14 protein-coding genes are annotated in these 13193 nt (G+C 71.0%); 10 read left to right on the forward strand and 4 right to left on the reverse strand.

Annotated features, from left to right (window positions below; translation table 11 throughout):
- Window positions 1–42: 42 nt before the first annotated feature.
- Genes BJY16_RS48705 through BJY16_RS33280 form a run of 4 tightly spaced genes read left to right on the forward strand, consistent with a single transcriptional unit; the run spans window position 43 to window position 3370 of the window.
- Complete coding sequence (locus BJY16_RS48705) at window positions 43–822, forward strand: GNAT family N-acetyltransferase (protein WP_185043514.1); 780 nt, start codon at window positions 43–45, stop codon at window positions 820–822.
- A 59-nt stretch (window positions 823–881) separates the two neighbouring features.
- A complete protein-coding gene (locus BJY16_RS33270; RefSeq protein ID WP_221502057.1) occupies window positions 882–1610 on the forward strand; it encodes a DUF4097 family beta strand repeat-containing protein in 729 nt (242 codons plus the stop codon).
- A gap of 27 nt (window positions 1611–1637) precedes the next feature.
- Window positions 1638–2591, forward strand: a complete 954-nt coding sequence (locus BJY16_RS33275) for an ATP-binding cassette domain-containing protein (RefSeq protein ID WP_185043516.1) — start codon at window positions 1638–1640, stop codon at window positions 2589–2591.
- Window positions 2588–3370, forward strand: coding sequence for an ABC transporter permease (locus BJY16_RS33280; RefSeq protein WP_185043517.1), 783 nt, complete (start codon window positions 2588–2590; stop codon window positions 3368–3370). The genes BJY16_RS33275 and BJY16_RS33280 overlap by 4 nt, the downstream gene beginning before the upstream one ends.
- Before the next feature lie 41 nt (window positions 3371–3411).
- Here the strand turns inward: BJY16_RS33280 and BJY16_RS33285 are convergent, their stop codons facing one another.
- Entirely contained in the window at window positions 3412–4260 is an 849-nt protein-coding gene (locus BJY16_RS33285; RefSeq protein WP_185043518.1) for a LysR family transcriptional regulator, read from the reverse strand.
- Window positions 4261–4347: 87 nt separating this feature from the next.
- On the opposite strand from BJY16_RS33285, the gene BJY16_RS33290 reads away from it, so the two are divergent.
- On the forward strand, window positions 4348–4848 hold the full coding sequence (locus BJY16_RS33290) for a nuclear transport factor 2 family protein (protein ID WP_185043519.1): 501 nt from the start codon (window positions 4348–4350) through the stop codon (window positions 4846–4848).
- Here BJY16_RS33290 and BJY16_RS33295 read toward each other — a convergent pair whose 3' ends face one another.
- On the reverse strand, window positions 4849–6483 hold the full coding sequence (locus tag BJY16_RS33295) for a glycoside hydrolase family 99 protein (protein WP_185043520.1): 1635 nt from the start codon (window positions 6481–6483) through the stop codon (window positions 4849–4851).
- Between the two features lie 140 nt (window positions 6484–6623).
- Between BJY16_RS33295 and BJY16_RS33300 the strand changes: the two genes are divergently transcribed.
- Window positions 6624–7439, forward strand: a complete 816-nt coding sequence (locus tag BJY16_RS33300) for a DUF427 domain-containing protein (RefSeq protein ID WP_185043521.1) — start codon at window positions 6624–6626, stop codon at window positions 7437–7439.
- A gap of 83 nt (window positions 7440–7522) precedes the next feature.
- Here the strand turns inward: BJY16_RS33300 and BJY16_RS33305 are convergent, their stop codons facing one another.
- Together BJY16_RS33305 and BJY16_RS33310 are read right to left on the reverse strand one after the other, a co-directional pair.
- The gene (locus tag BJY16_RS33305) at window positions 7523–8260 is read right to left on the reverse strand and encodes an SAM-dependent methyltransferase (protein ID WP_185043522.1); all 738 of its coding nucleotides are present in this window, start codon (window positions 8258–8260) and stop codon (window positions 7523–7525) included.
- Between the two features lie 105 nt (window positions 8261–8365).
- On the reverse strand, window positions 8366–8764 hold the full coding sequence (locus BJY16_RS33310; RefSeq protein WP_185043523.1) for a hypothetical protein: 399 nt from the start codon (window positions 8762–8764) through the stop codon (window positions 8366–8368).
- Between the two features lie 361 nt (window positions 8765–9125).
- Here BJY16_RS33310 and BJY16_RS33315 point away from each other — a divergent pair, with 361 nt between their 5' ends.
- From BJY16_RS33315 to BJY16_RS33330, 4 genes are all read left to right on the forward strand, one after another.
- Window positions 9126–10127 (forward strand): glycoside hydrolase family 11 protein, encoded by a 1002-nt coding sequence (locus tag BJY16_RS33315; RefSeq protein WP_239177809.1) that lies wholly within the window; start codon window positions 9126–9128, stop codon window positions 10125–10127.
- 14 nt (window positions 10128–10141) lie between these two features.
- Complete coding sequence (locus BJY16_RS33320; RefSeq protein ID WP_185043524.1) at window positions 10142–11122, forward strand: polysaccharide deacetylase family protein; 981 nt, start codon at window positions 10142–10144, stop codon at window positions 11120–11122.
- 126 nt (window positions 11123–11248) lie between these two features.
- Window positions 11249–12439: an extracellular catalytic domain type 1 short-chain-length polyhydroxyalkanoate depolymerase gene (locus tag BJY16_RS33325; RefSeq protein ID WP_185043525.1), complete on the forward strand. Its 1191-nt coding sequence runs from the start codon at window positions 11249–11251 to the stop codon at window positions 12437–12439.
- 94 nt (window positions 12440–12533) lie between these two features.
- Window positions 12534–13172 (forward strand): class I SAM-dependent methyltransferase, encoded by a 639-nt coding sequence (locus BJY16_RS33330; protein WP_185043526.1) that lies wholly within the window; start codon window positions 12534–12536, stop codon window positions 13170–13172.
- The last annotated feature ends 21 nt before the right edge of the window (window positions 13173–13193 follow it).

The following is a 13193-nucleotide window of genomic DNA, read 5'->3' on the forward strand; positions in this document are numbered from 1 at the left end:
TTTCGCATTGTTCGCGCCGGTGGCCACCGCGATCGTGGGTCCGTGAGACTACCTTCGATCGACGTCGTGACCGTCCCGGAGCCGGCCGGGACGGCACGGTGGCAGGCGGTGGCGCCGGCCGGCGTCGTAGCCGGGGTGGCCGGGCTGTGGCCGGTGCCCGGCGTGCGGCCCGGAGTTCCCGAGCTGAGCCTGTACGTGCCGCCGGAGTGGCGGCGGCACGGGATCGGCTCCCGGCTGCTGTCCGCGGTCCGGGAGCAGGCCACCGTGCCGCTCCTGGCCGCGGCCGTGGCCGCCGGCTCGCCCGGCGAGGCGTTCTGCCGCCGGCACGGCTTCCGGCACGCCCGGTCCCGGCGCCACGACCTGCTCACCTACTGCGACGTGCACCAGGCCTGGCTGGGCGAGCTGGTGGACACCGAGCACCCCGGCTATCGGCTGCGGCACTGGACCGGCGACCTCCCCGGCGAGCCCCGGGTCGAGGAGCTGCTGCGCAGCCCGAGCGGGCCGGGCAACGCCGTGCTGACCGCCGCCGACGCGGACGGCGACCTGGCCGCCTACGCGGTCGCGGTGATCGCCGGGCCGGCCCGGCATCGCGCCCGCCAGTACGGTCCGGCCGTCCTCCCCCGGCACCGTGGCCGCCGGCTCGGCCGCTGGGTGAACGCCGCGCTGATCCAGCGGCTGCGCCAGACGCACCCGCGGATCGACGAGATCGAGGCGGCCGCCGCCGAGGACCATCCGGCCCTGCTCGCCGCCCGGGCCGATCTCGGCTTCCGGACCCTCCGACACACGCACCTCTACGAGCTCTCGTTGCAATCAAAATCATGACGATGCAACGATAATTTGCCATCTAGCTGCGAAGATCGCGCATTTACGCAACGGAGGCGTTGCCTCACTCGCAAACGCAACGTAGCGTTTCGCTCATCGGAAACAACGAGAACACGGAGAACACGATGCCGACCTTCGCCACCCCGGCCCCGATCACCACCGTCCTGGACATCCCGTCCGGACGCCTCCACCTGGTCGCCGCCGAGCGGTCCGACACCACGGTCGAGGTCCGCCCGGCCGACCCCGGCAAGGCCCGCGACGTCAAGGTCGCCGAGCAGACCACGGTGGCGTACGCCGACGGCGTCCTGCGGATCGAGGCCACCGCCAAGAACCAGCTCCTCGGCCCGTCCGGCGCCGTCGACGTCACGGTCCACCTGCCGGCCGGCTCCCGGATCGAGGCGAAGGCCGCGTACGCCGGGTTCCAGGCCGACGGCAGCCTCGGCGACGTCACGGTCGACGGCGCGCACGTCACCGTCACGATCGAGGAGGCCACCCGGGTCCGGGTCAGCACCTCGGGCGGCGACGTCACGGTCGGCCGGCTGCTCGGCCCGGCCGAGGTCAGCACCGCGCAGGGCGCGATCAGCATCGCCGAGGCCACCCGCGGCACGGTGGTGCTGCGGACCCAGATGGGCGACGTGGCGGTGCACGCCGCGCACGGCGTCTCGGCCGCGCTGGACGCCGGCACCGGGTACGGCCGGGTCGACAACGGCCTGAAGAACGACGGGGCCACCGAGCTCGACATCCACGCGACCACGTCCTACGGCGACATCGTCGCCCGCAGCCTCTGACCTCGTCTCTCGTCAAGGAGCACTGACATGACCGACCTGGCGATCGCCGCGAGCGGACTGCGCAAGTCCTACGGCGACAAGACCGTGCTGGACGGCGTCGACCTGGCCGTGCCGGCGGGCAGCATCTTCGCGCTGCTCGGCCCGAACGGCGCCGGCAAGACCACCGCCGTCAAGATCCTGTCCACGCTGATCGCGCCGGACCCGGCCTCCGGGCCGATCGTGGTCGGCGGGCACGACCTGGCCACCGACCCGCAGGCGGTGCGCGGCGCGATCGGCGTCACCGGCCAGTTCTCCGCCGTCGACGGCCTGATCACCGGCGAGGAGAACATGCTGCTGATGGCCGACCTGCACCACCTGTCCAAGGCCGAGGGCCGGCGGGTCGCCGCCGAGCTGCTGGAGCGGTTCGACCTGGTCGAGGCGGCGAAGAAGCCGGCCTCCACCTACTCCGGCGGGATGAAGCGGCGGCTGGACATCGCGATGACCCTGGTCGGCGACCCGCGGATCATCTTCCTCGACGAGCCGACCACCGGCCTCGACCCGCGCAGCCGGCACACCATGTGGCAGATCATCCGCCGGCTGGTCGCCGACGGCGTGACCGTCTTCCTCACCACGCAGTACCTGGAGGAGGCCGACGAACTGGCCGACCGGATCGCCGTGCTCAACGACGGCAAGATCGCCGCCGAGGGCACCGCCGACGAGCTGAAGCGGATGATCCCGGGCGGGCACGTCCGGCTCCGGTTCACCGACCCGGACGCCTACCGGACCGCCGCCCTGGCGCTCGGCGAGGCCACCGCCGACGACGACGCGCTGGCGCTGCAGATCGCCAGCGACGGCAGCCAGCGCGAGCTGCGCTCCATCCTCGACTGGCTGGACGCCTCCGGCGTGCAGGCCGACGAACTGACCGTGCACACCCCCGACCTCGACGACGTCTTCTTCGCCCTGACCAGCAGCAGCGCCAAGCCTCAGGAGGCCCTCCGATGAGCACCCTCACCCTCGCCGCCCGCGACTCGTCCACCATGCTGCGCCGCAATCTGCTGCACGCGCGCCGCTACCCGTCGCTCACGCTGAACCTGCTGCTCACCCCGATCATGCTGCTGTTGCTGTTCGTCTACATATTCGGCGACACCCTGGGGGCCGGGCTGGGCGGTGGCCGCGCCGAGTACATCGCCTACCTGGTGCCCGGCCTGCTGCTGATGACCATCGGCAGCACGGTGATCGGCACCGCCGTCTCGGTCTCCACCGACATGAGCGAGGGCATCATCGCCCGGTTCCGGACGATGGCCATCCACCGCGGCTCGGTGCTGGTCGGGCACGTGATCGGCAGCGTCATCCAGTCGGTGGCCAGCGTGGTGCTGGTCGGCCTGGTCGGCGTCGCGATCGGTTTCCGGTCCACCGACGCCACGGTGGTCGAATGGCTGGCCGCGTTCGGGCTGCTCGCCCTCTTCGCCCTGGCGCTGACCTGGATCGCGGTCGGGATGGGCCTGGTCAGCCCGACCGCCGAGGCGGCCAGCAACAACGCCATGCCGCTGATCCTGCTGCCGCTGCTGTCCAGCGCGTTCGTCCCGGTCGACGCGATGCCCGGCTGGTTCCAGCCGATCGCCGAGTACCAGCCGTTCACGCCGGCCATCGAGACGCTGCGCGGGCTGCTGCTCGGCACCGGGATCGGGCACAACGGCTGGCTCGCCGTCGCCTGGTGCGTCGGGCTGGCCGTGCTCGGCTACTTCTGGGCCACGGCGAAGTTCAACAAGGACCCGCGGTAGTCGTACCGGAAGATCGTGCCTGTCCTGATCCGCACCCCGGATCAGGGCAGGCTTCTCGCCGTCTCGACGAAGGCGCGGACCCGGGCGGTCGCCCGCACGGTGCGCCACACCGGGCCCCAGAGCAGCGGCGGCGCGTCATGGATCGGCACGTAGGCGACATCCGGCCGGGCGTGGAACGCGGCGGCGTGCGCGCCGGCCACGAAGACGCCCTGACCCGCGCCGATCAGGGTGAGCACCTCCTGGAAGGTCTCCGCGACCGGGCCGGGCTCGCCGGCCGGCCGCGGACCCGCCGGGATCGAGCACGGCGCCACCACCAGGCGCTCCCGGGCCAGGTCGGCGACCGCGACCGAGGCCCGGCGGGCGAACCGGTGCCCGGCCGGCACGGCCAGCATCCGCGGCTCGGACAGCACCGGCGGGCCGGTGGTCAGGTCCGGCCCGTCGATCGGCAGACACCCGAAGAGCAGATCGATCTCCTCGGTACGCAACCGCTCCGCCGCGCCGCCCACCTGCACCTCCCGCAAGCGCACCGCGCAGTCGGCGTGCCGGCGCCGGAACCGCTCGGCGGCCCGCGCCACCAGCTGCCCGGTCGCCGCGCCGACGAAGCCGACGCGCAGCGTGCCGGTCACGCCGCGCCCGTCCGCCACGGCCCGGGCCAGCGCCGCGGTGACCCCCTCGGCCGCCGGCCGCAGATCCTCGTACAGCCGCTGCCCGGTCGGGGTGAGCGTCACCCGCCGGCTGGTCCGCTCGAACAGCGGCACGCCCACCCGCCGCTCCAGCACCTGGACGATCTGGCTGACCCGCGCCGTGGACCGGCCCAGCCGCTCGGCGGTCCGGCCGAAGTGCAGCTCCTCGGCCAGGGTCAGGAACGTCTCGATCTCGTGCCACTCCACCGGAACCCCGCCATCGTCAAGCCACGCTTGACGATCGTCGCACAGGTCGGCGTTGTTCGGCCCGCCTCGATCGACGACGGTGGACGCATGTTCGTCACCGACCCCCAAGCCCTCGCCGCCACCAGCACCGACGCCCTGCTCGCCGAGCTGCGCGACCGCACCGAGGTGATCGACGCGCTGTACCGGTTCGGCCTCGGCCAGGACCTGCGCGACCGGGACCTCTTCGCCTCCGCCTTCGCCGAGACCGCCGAGCTGGACTTCGGCCCGGCGGCGTCCCGGTGGGGCGCCGCCACGCCGCCGATGACCGGCCGGGACACCATCGTCGACACCATCCTGGAGCTGTTCGCCGGCCGGGTGGACACCACCCACGTGGTCACCAACCCGCGCGTCCGGATCGCCGGCGACCGCGCCGACCTCACCGCCGTGGTCGAGGCACAGCACCTGCTGACCGCGGACCACGAGACATTCGCCCTGCTGAAGAACCGCTACGACGTCACCCTGGTGCGGGATGGGCGGCGCTGGGTGGTGGCGACGATGCGGATCGAGAACGTCTGGTACACCGGCGACCCGAAGGCGATCTTCGGGTGATCAACTCGCATACGCCTCCAGCGTGGACAGCTGGCCGGCCGGCCAGCCGGTGTTCGCGGTCGCGGTGACCCGCAGGTAGCGGGTGGCGGCGGCCGGGAAGCTGACCGTCACGGTGTTTCCCGAGGCCGGGTCGAAGGTACGCCCGGCGGCCGCGGACAGCGTCGTGAAGGTGGAGCCGTTGGCGCTGCCGGAGACCGCCAGGGTCTGGGTGCGGGCGCCCCACGACGGCGGGAGCTTGAGGACCAGCCGGCCGACCGTGACCGTGGCACCCAGGTCCACCTGGATCCACTGCGGGAAGGCGTTGTTGACACTCTCCCAGTAGCTGCCGGGGTTGCCGTCGACCGCGTTGCCCGGGCCGTAGACCTGGGTGAACCCGCTGGCCGACGTGCTCCTGTCGCGCGCCAGGTCGGGGTTTCCCACGGTGGGCGGCGTCGGGCGTACCGAAGTCAGTGGAATCTGGCCTTTGAGCATCTTCCCCGCGTCGGTGGTGATCCGCAGGTAGTAGTCGGCGGAGCAGAACGTGCCGTCCTCGTCGAGCGCGCGGATGCCGGGCGGCGCCGACGCGGCCGTCTCGGCGGTCTTGGCGATCTGGTTGCCTTCGTTGAACTCGTCGAACATCGACACGTAGAGGCCCTGGGCGCCGAGCCGGACCATGTTGTAGACGCTGCGCCAGTAGAAGTCGCCGTGCCGCCGGTGCCCGGCCGACAGGTCGCCGGGCAGCACGCACGGCTGGTAGTCGATGCCGTGGGCGGTGCAGTCGGCCTGGTCCGGGGTGTTCACGTTGGTGAAGAACCAGTCGAGGCCGGCCAGGTCGCCGGTGCGCCCGACCATCCACGGCGACAGCATGTGGAAGGCGTGGTAGACGTCGAGGAAGCCGGTCCGGCTGTCGTTCTTGCCCTCGCGCCAGTAGGTGGGCACGCCGCCGATCACGTAACAGCCCTGCGCCTTGAACCAGGTGATCACGTCGAGGCAGGCGGCCGGCGAGAAGTCGTGGTTGGCGTCGTCGAAGCCGAAGCCCCAGATGCAGACGACCGGCTTGCCGTTCTGTCGGGCGTAGGCGCCGGAGGCGGTGTGCGCCGCCATCTTCGTCGTCCAGTCGGTCTTGAGCTGCGACTGCATGCCCGCCCAGCCGCTGACGTCGTACATGATGTAGAACTTCCGGCCGGTCCGCTCGGCTGCGGCGCGCACCTTCTGCGCCATCGCGTCGCGGGTCGGGCCCTCGTCGCCGAACGGGTTGAACCGCTGCAGCGCCGCGGTGTCGACGCCGTAGGTCCGCATCCAGTCGAAGTGGACGTCGACGGTCTGCTGGTCGTAGGAGGAGAACAGCGTGGCCGGCTGGCCGCTGCCCAGGTTCGGGTAGGCGGTCGGATAGGTCCGCGCATAGTCGCGTACGTCCGGCCAGCTCACGATCGTGGTGTTGCTCGGCGACGGCGGCTGGAAGCGGTCGCGGCTCCAGTGCCACCAGCCGCCGATCGGGGCGCCGTCGCCGGGGCAGGCGAACCAGCCCTGATAGCCGACGCTGACCTTGCCGACGACGTCGCCGGGCGGGGACGCGGCGGCGGCCGCTTCGCCGAGGGCGACGGCGGCGGGAACCAGGGCGGCCGAGGACAGCAGGGCGCGCCGGGATACAGCCATGGGGACTCCAGCCGGGAGGGGGACGGCAACGGATCGATGGCCATCGTGGCAGTGGTGGACACGACTACGCAATAGTTGGACGAGTCTTTGCAATATTTGGACGCCGTGACTCGCGGTGGCCGGTCGGCGAGACTTGCGGCATGAGTCGGAACGTCGGGGACGAGATGATGCGGCTGCTCGAGGTGCTGCGGCACCAGCCGACCGACAAGTGGGTGCGCGCCCGGCTCGGCGGCCGGATCGTCGCCGACAGCCGGGCCGCTCTGCTGGTGTGGGAGCCACGGCGGATCGTGCCGACGTACGCGGTGCCGGAGGCGGACGTCCGGGCCGGCCTCGTACCGGTCGAGGCGGCCCCGGCGAGCGACCTACCGGTGCTGCACCCCGGGATTGCGTTCGCCGCGCACTCGACGCCGGGGCAGGCGTACGACGTGCGGCTCGGGGACGAGGTTCGGGAGCGGGCCGCGTTCCGCCCGGACGACGCGGACCTCGCCGGTCACGTCCTGTTCGACTTCGACACGTTCGACTGGACGGAGGAGGACGAGCCGATCTTCTCGCACCCGCGCGACCCGTTCTCCCGGGTCGACATCCGGCGCGGCAGCCGGCACGTGCGGATCTCCCGGGACGGTGTGCTGCTCGCCGAGTCCCACCGGCCGACCCTGGTCTTCGAGACGAAGCTGCACCCCAGATTCTATCTACCGCGCGCGGACGTGACGGCGGAGGCGGTGCCCGGCGACATGGTGACGGCCTGCCCGTACAAGGGCCGAGCCACCTACCTGTCATTCGCGGTCGGCGAGAACCTCGCCTGGACCTATTCGGACCCGCTGCCGGAGGCGGCGCAGCTGGCCGGACTGGTCGCCTTCTTCGACGAGGTCGTCGACGTGACCGTCGACGGCATTCCCCGGAAACGGCCTGATTCACCGGTTGCCAAGGTGATGAAGGACGAATTCGGAATATCCTGAGATTCTCATTTCCGTCGGCGATTGTTGTGGACGCCGCGGGTGGTCACCGAAACCCTTTCCCGGCGCGCCCGGCGGGCGGGAGTTCAGTTTTTGCGGGCGGTGATCAGGGTGAAGCCGAGCAACTCACCGGCGTCCTTTTCGAGCATGTCGATCACTGACGGGGACGGCTCGGGGGCGGCCCGGGTCCAGGTGAGCCAGTCGCGCCAGCCGTCCTGCTGGAGGCGGCAGGACGTGACGGTGACCAGGTCGGTGATCTCCCACTGGAAGCGCCACCAGTCCGGGGTGTGCCAGGCGATCGCCTCCCAGCCGACGGCCTCGCGGATGTGCGGCGGGATCACGCCGAGCTCGCGGATCTCCCGGGTCATCGCCGGGGTCGCCATGCCCAGCTGGCCGCCCGGGCGCAGGAAGCGGACCAGGTAGGGCAGGTAGCTGTCGGCGGTGCCGAAGTACTCGAACGCGTCGATGCTGACGATCGCGTCGAACGACTCCTCGTCGAACGGCAACTGGTGGGCTTCGGCGTGCACCGCCCGGACCCGGTCGCCGACCCCCGCCTCGACGAAGACGGCCGCGGCCTGGTCGGCGCCGATCCACCAGTCCGCGGCGACCACCTCGACGCCGAACTCGCGGGCCAGGAAGACCGAGGTGGCACCGCGCCCCGAACCCAGGTCCAGAACCCGCATCCCGGGCCGCAGGTCCAGGTCGGCCGCCAGGTCCTCGAGCAGCCACAGCGGGTGCGGGCCCATGTCGAGGCTGAGCAGCCACGCCGGGTCGTAGCGGGACGAGCGGGGATAGCGGTCCGGGCGCACGAGATCATCCGTCACGGCGGCGAGCCAAGCCGACCCGGGCGGCGGGCGGCAACCGGTTTTCCCGCCGGCCGCGCGCTCGGCTCGCTCGCCGAGGCCGAGGACGCGGTGCAGGCGCCGGGCTCAGCCGGGAACGGTCCATCCGAGGCTGTTGCACCATGGGCAGTACACGAACGACTGGGATCCGGCCCGATCGACCCATGTCGAGATCGTCACCCTGCCTCGCCCGTGGCACTTGTCGCAGGTGACCGCGGCCTGCGGCCTCGGCGGCCGGAGATGAGCGAGCTCCGGGTGCCGCTCGGCGGCCCGGGCAAGCGCGAAGTCACGTTCCGCCGGATCGGCCGGCCGCAACGGGCCGTCCTCCTCGTCGTTCATCACGACCTCGCCGGCCGAGGTCAGATAGGTGACCGGTCCGAAGTTGTTGAACACGGGCAGGTATCCCGGACGGGCATGGCCGCGACGCCAGTCCGATGCGCGTGCCGCCTCGGCGATCAGTCGATCGATCAGATCCGCGTCCGTCATCCGTACCTCCCCAACCGGGGAGGATATGCCCCTCACCCTGCCGCCGGGTACCGGGTGGCGGATCGATCCCGTGTCTGCCGCGCGGACCGCCCCCAATTCACCGAAACTTTCGGTGCCGGCTTACGCAACTTCGCGTTTGTTGCGGACTTGCCATCGTTTCACAATCTTCTGAGCAGCAGATTCACTGAGCCGATCGCCAGATTTGCTACCGATACATTTCCGTAAGTTGTTGACACCACTGTGGAGACGGGCCAATACTCACGCTGTCGACCGGGATCGCCCACCATCGATCCGGACCGCCGTCGTCGACTCCCATCCCGCTGCCTGGATCCCCGCCCAGGCCTCCCCTAAGGAATGCGAATTGCCTGATTCGCCGACACCACGAACCCATCGTGGCCGGATCCGTCTGCTCTTCGGCGCGGCCTGCGCCGTGGTGGTCGCCGCGGCCAGCACGATGCTCGCCGGCACCGCACAGGCGGACACCACCATCACCTCGAACCAGACCGGTACGAACAACGGCTACTACTACTCGTTCTGGAAAGACAGCGGCAACGTCAGCATGACCATGGGCAACGGTGGTCAGTACAGCACCCAGTGGAGCGGCATCAACAACTTCGTGGTTGGCAAGGGCTGGGCCACCGGCGCGCGCCGCTCGGTCAGCTACTCGGGGTCGTTCAACCCGAACGGCAACGCCTACCTGACCCTGTACGGCTGGACCACCGGCCCGCTGATCGAGTACTACATCGTCGACAACTGGGGCACCTACCGCCCGACCGGCACCTTCATGGGCACGGTCACCAGCGACGGCGGCACCTACGACATCTACCGCACGCAGCGGGTGAATCAGCCGTCGATCCAGGGCACCGCGACGTTCTACCAGTACTGGAGCGTGCGGCAGTCGAAGCGCACCGGCGGCACCATCACCACCGGCAACCACTTCGACGCCTGGGCCTCGAAGGGCATGAACCTGGGCGCGTTCAACTACCAGATCCTGGCCACCGAGGGCTACCAGAGCAGCGGCAGCTCGAACATCACGGTCGGCGGCACCACCAGCCCGACCACCGGCACCACCACCTCCCCGCCGACCGGCGGCAACGGGGGCTGCACCGCGACCCTGTCGGCCGGTCAGCAGTGGAGCGATCGGTACAACCTGAATGTCGCGGTCTCCGGCTCCAGCAACTGGACGGTGACCTTGGACGTGCCGTCCCCGGAGAAGGTGATCGCCACCTGGAACACCACGGCGACCTGGCCGAGCGCGCAGCAGATGGTCGCCAAGCCGAACGGCAGCGGCAACAACTTCGGGGTGACCATTCAGACCAATGGCACCTGGACCTGGCCGAGCGTCTCGTGCAGCGCCGGATAGCGGGGAGGACACCGATGCGTATCGCAGCCACACTCGCCACGATCGTGGCGGCGGCCGGGGTCGTCGCCGTCACCGTGCAGGCGAGCCCGTCGCAGGCCGCGACCTGCAACGGCTACGTCGGGCTCACCTTCGACGACGGACCGGCCGCCGGCAACACGCAGAACCTGCTGACCGCGCTGCGGAACAACGGGCTGCGGGCCACCATGTTCAACACCGGGCAGAACGCGGCGGCCAACCCGTCGCTGGTCCGGGCCCAGGTGGACGCCGGCATGTGGGTCGGCAACCACAGTTACACCCATCCGCACCTGACCCAGCAGAGCCAGGCCACGATGGACTCGGAGATCTCCCGGACGCAGACCGCGATCGCCAACGGGGGCGGCGGCACGCCGAAACTGTTCCGGCCGCCGTACGGCGAGACCAACGCGACACTCAAGGCGGTCGAGCAGCGGTACGGCCTCACCGAGATCATCTGGGACGTCGACTCGCAGGACTGGAACAACGCGAGCACCGACGCGATCGTGGCGGCCGCCGGCCGGCTCACCAACGGGCAGATCATCCTGATGCACGACTGGCCGGCCAACACGGTGGCCGCGATCCCGCGGATCGCCCAGGGTCTGGCCAGCCGGGGCCTGTGCGCCGGGATGATCTCGCCGCAGACCGGCCGGGCGGTCGCCCCGACCGGCGGCACGACGCCCACCACGCCCACCACGCCGACCACTCCGCCGCAGACCGGGAGCTGCACCGCCACCCTGTCGGCGGGCTCCTCGTGGAGTGACCGTTACAACCTCAACGTCGCGGTCTCCGGCAGCAACGCCTGGACCGTCACGCTGAACGTCCCGTCCCCGGCCAAGGTGATCGCCACCTGGAACATCTCGGCCAGTTACCCGAACGCGCAGACCCTGGTGGCCAAGCCGAACGGCAGTGGCAACAACTTCGGGGTGACCATCCAGACCAACGGCAACTGGACCTGGCCGTCGGTCTCCTGCAGCACCTGACCGGTTCCCCGGCCCGGCGCGGTGGCGGCTCCCGAGTCACCGCGCCGGACATCCACATATCCCGATGTGGCGTTGTATCGCTCCGCCACATGGGCCGCCGGTTAACAGGTCCGTAACGTCCGCGTCATGAATTCCCGTAGGTTGTGGCTCGCACTGCTCGCCGCGGTGCTGGTCGTCACCGGTGTCGCCCTGTCCCCGTTCTCCCCCGCGAACGCGGCCGCCACCCTCACCCAGGTCGGCTCGTTCGGCAGCAACCCGGGCGCGTTGCGCATGTACTCGTACGTCCCGACCGGGCTGGCCACCGGCCGTCCGCTGGTGGTCGCCCTGCACGGGTGCACGCAGAGCGCCTCCGACTACTACAGCCACGCCGGCTGGCCCAAGTACGCCGACCTCTACCAGGCGGCGGTGGTCTTCCCCGAGCAGACCTCGGCGAACAACTCGCTCTCCTGCTTCAACTGGTTCACCGCCGGGGACATCGCGCGGGGCCAGGGCGAGGCGTTGTCGATCAAGCAGATGGTCGACTACGCGATCAGGACGTACGGGTCGGACGCGAAGCGGGTCTACGTCACCGGCCTGTCCGCCGGCGGCGCGATGACCGCGGTGATGCTGGCCGCCTACCCGGACGTCTTCGCCGGCGGCGCGGTGATCGCCGGACTGCCGTACAACTGCGGCACCGTCTGCCAGTACCAGGCGCAGAGCAAGACCCCGAAGCAGTGGGGTGACCTGGTCCGCGCCGCCAACCCCGGATACGCCGGCCCGTGGCCGCGGGTCAGCATCTGGTACGGCACCTCGGACACCACCGTGGTCCCGGCCAACGCCACCGAGCTGCGCGACCAGTGGACCAACGTGTGGGGGCTCGGCCAGACCGCGACGTCGAGCGCGACGCTGCCCGGGTCGACGACGGTCGAGCACTACAGCGACGCGGTCGCGCTCTACCGGGTGCAGGGCATCGCGCACGGCACCCCGGTCGCACCGGGCAGCGCCGAGAACCAGTGCGGGTCGACCGGGTCGTACTACCTGAACTCGATCTGCTCGTCGTACTACATCGCCCAGTCATGGGGCCTGTCCGGTGGCGGCTCGACCCCGCCCACCTCCTCCCCGACGCCTTCCCCCTCGCCGACGCCCTCGCCCACCGCCCAGCCGTGCTTCACGGCGAGCAACTACGCGCACACCACCGTCGGCCGCGCCACCCAGTCCGGCGGGAACACCTTCGCCAACGGCTCCGGCCAGGCGATGGGTCTGTGGAACACGTTCACCACGCACACACTGCGCCAGACCGGCCCGAACTACTACGTCCTCGCCGACGGCCAATGCTGATCCGCATCCGACAAGGGCCGGGACCCGCGCACGGTCCCGGCCCGCTGTCCTTCCGGCCGCCATCTCCCGGTACGCCGGGCGTAGAGTCCGCGCCATGCCCGCTCCCCGATGGTTCTTCCGATTCGTGTACGACCGGGAGAGCGTCGCCTGGCAGCGGCGGCGCGACGAGCCCGAGCAGCAGGAGCAGGTCGACCGGATGGTGGCCGAGTTCGCCGGCGTGGTGACGACGCCCGGGCCGGTGGCCGATCTCGGGTGTGGACCCGGCGCGCACACCACCGCCCTGGCCCGGCGCGGCTACGACGTCGTCGGGGTGGACGGCTCACCGCGCATGGTCGAGGTGGCGCGGGCCCGGGCCGGCCGCGCCGGAGTCGACGTGAGGTTCGAGGTGGGCGACGTCGGCACCCGGCTCCGTTTCGCGGACGGCTCGCTCGGCGGCGTCCTGGCGATCCACGTGCTGCAGCACCTCCCCGACCCGGCGGCCTTCGTCGCCGAGATCCGGCGCTGCCTGCGCCCGGGCGGTCACCTGCTGATCACCGCGCCCGCCCGGGCGGACCTGTCGTTCCGGGCGCTGCGCTGGTACTGGCGGCTGCGGGCGATGGGCTACCACCTGGTGCCGGGTCTGGTCCGCTTCTACGACACCGATTCGCTCCCCCGCCTGATCGAAGGTCAGGGCCTGACCGTCGTCGAGTGCGCGGGCGGCGCCGGCCGGGTCAGCGTCCTGGCCCGGGCGTAGACCGACCCGCCCATCGGGCGG

Source organism: Actinoplanes octamycinicus, from assembly GCF_014205225.1.
In the GTDB taxonomy this organism is placed as follows: domain Bacteria; phylum Actinomycetota; class Actinomycetes; order Mycobacteriales; family Micromonosporaceae; genus Actinoplanes; species Actinoplanes octamycinicus.

What these genes read in the sequence shown, in the direction of transcription:
- BJY16_RS33275 (WP_185043516.1), top strand. Translation starts at nt 1,638, where the DNA reads ATGACCGACCTGGCGATCGCCGCGAGCGGACTGCGCAAGTCCTACGGC.
- BJY16_RS33280 (WP_185043517.1), top strand. Translation starts at nt 2,588, where the DNA reads ATGAGCACCCTCACCCTCGCCGCCCGCGACTCGTCCACCATGCTGCGC.
- BJY16_RS33290 (WP_185043519.1), top strand. Translation starts at nt 4,348, where the DNA reads ATGTTCGTCACCGACCCCCAAGCCCTCGCCGCCACCAGCACCGACGCC.
- BJY16_RS33295 (WP_185043520.1), bottom strand. Translation starts at nt 6,483, where the DNA reads ATGGCTGTATCCCGGCGCGCCCTGCTGTCCTCGGCCGCCCTGGTTCCC.
- BJY16_RS33300 (WP_185043521.1), top strand. Translation starts at nt 6,624, where the DNA reads ATGAGTCGGAACGTCGGGGACGAGATGATGCGGCTGCTCGAGGTGCTG.
- BJY16_RS33310 (WP_185043523.1), bottom strand. Translation starts at nt 8,764, where the DNA reads ATGACGGACGCGGATCTGATCGATCGACTGATCGCCGAGGCGGCACGC.
- BJY16_RS33320 (WP_185043524.1), top strand. Translation starts at nt 10,142, where the DNA reads ATGCGTATCGCAGCCACACTCGCCACGATCGTGGCGGCGGCCGGGGTC.
- BJY16_RS33325 (WP_185043525.1), top strand. Translation starts at nt 11,249, where the DNA reads ATGAATTCCCGTAGGTTGTGGCTCGCACTGCTCGCCGCGGTGCTGGTC.
- BJY16_RS33330 (WP_185043526.1), top strand. Translation starts at nt 12,534, where the DNA reads ATGCCCGCTCCCCGATGGTTCTTCCGATTCGTGTACGACCGGGAGAGC.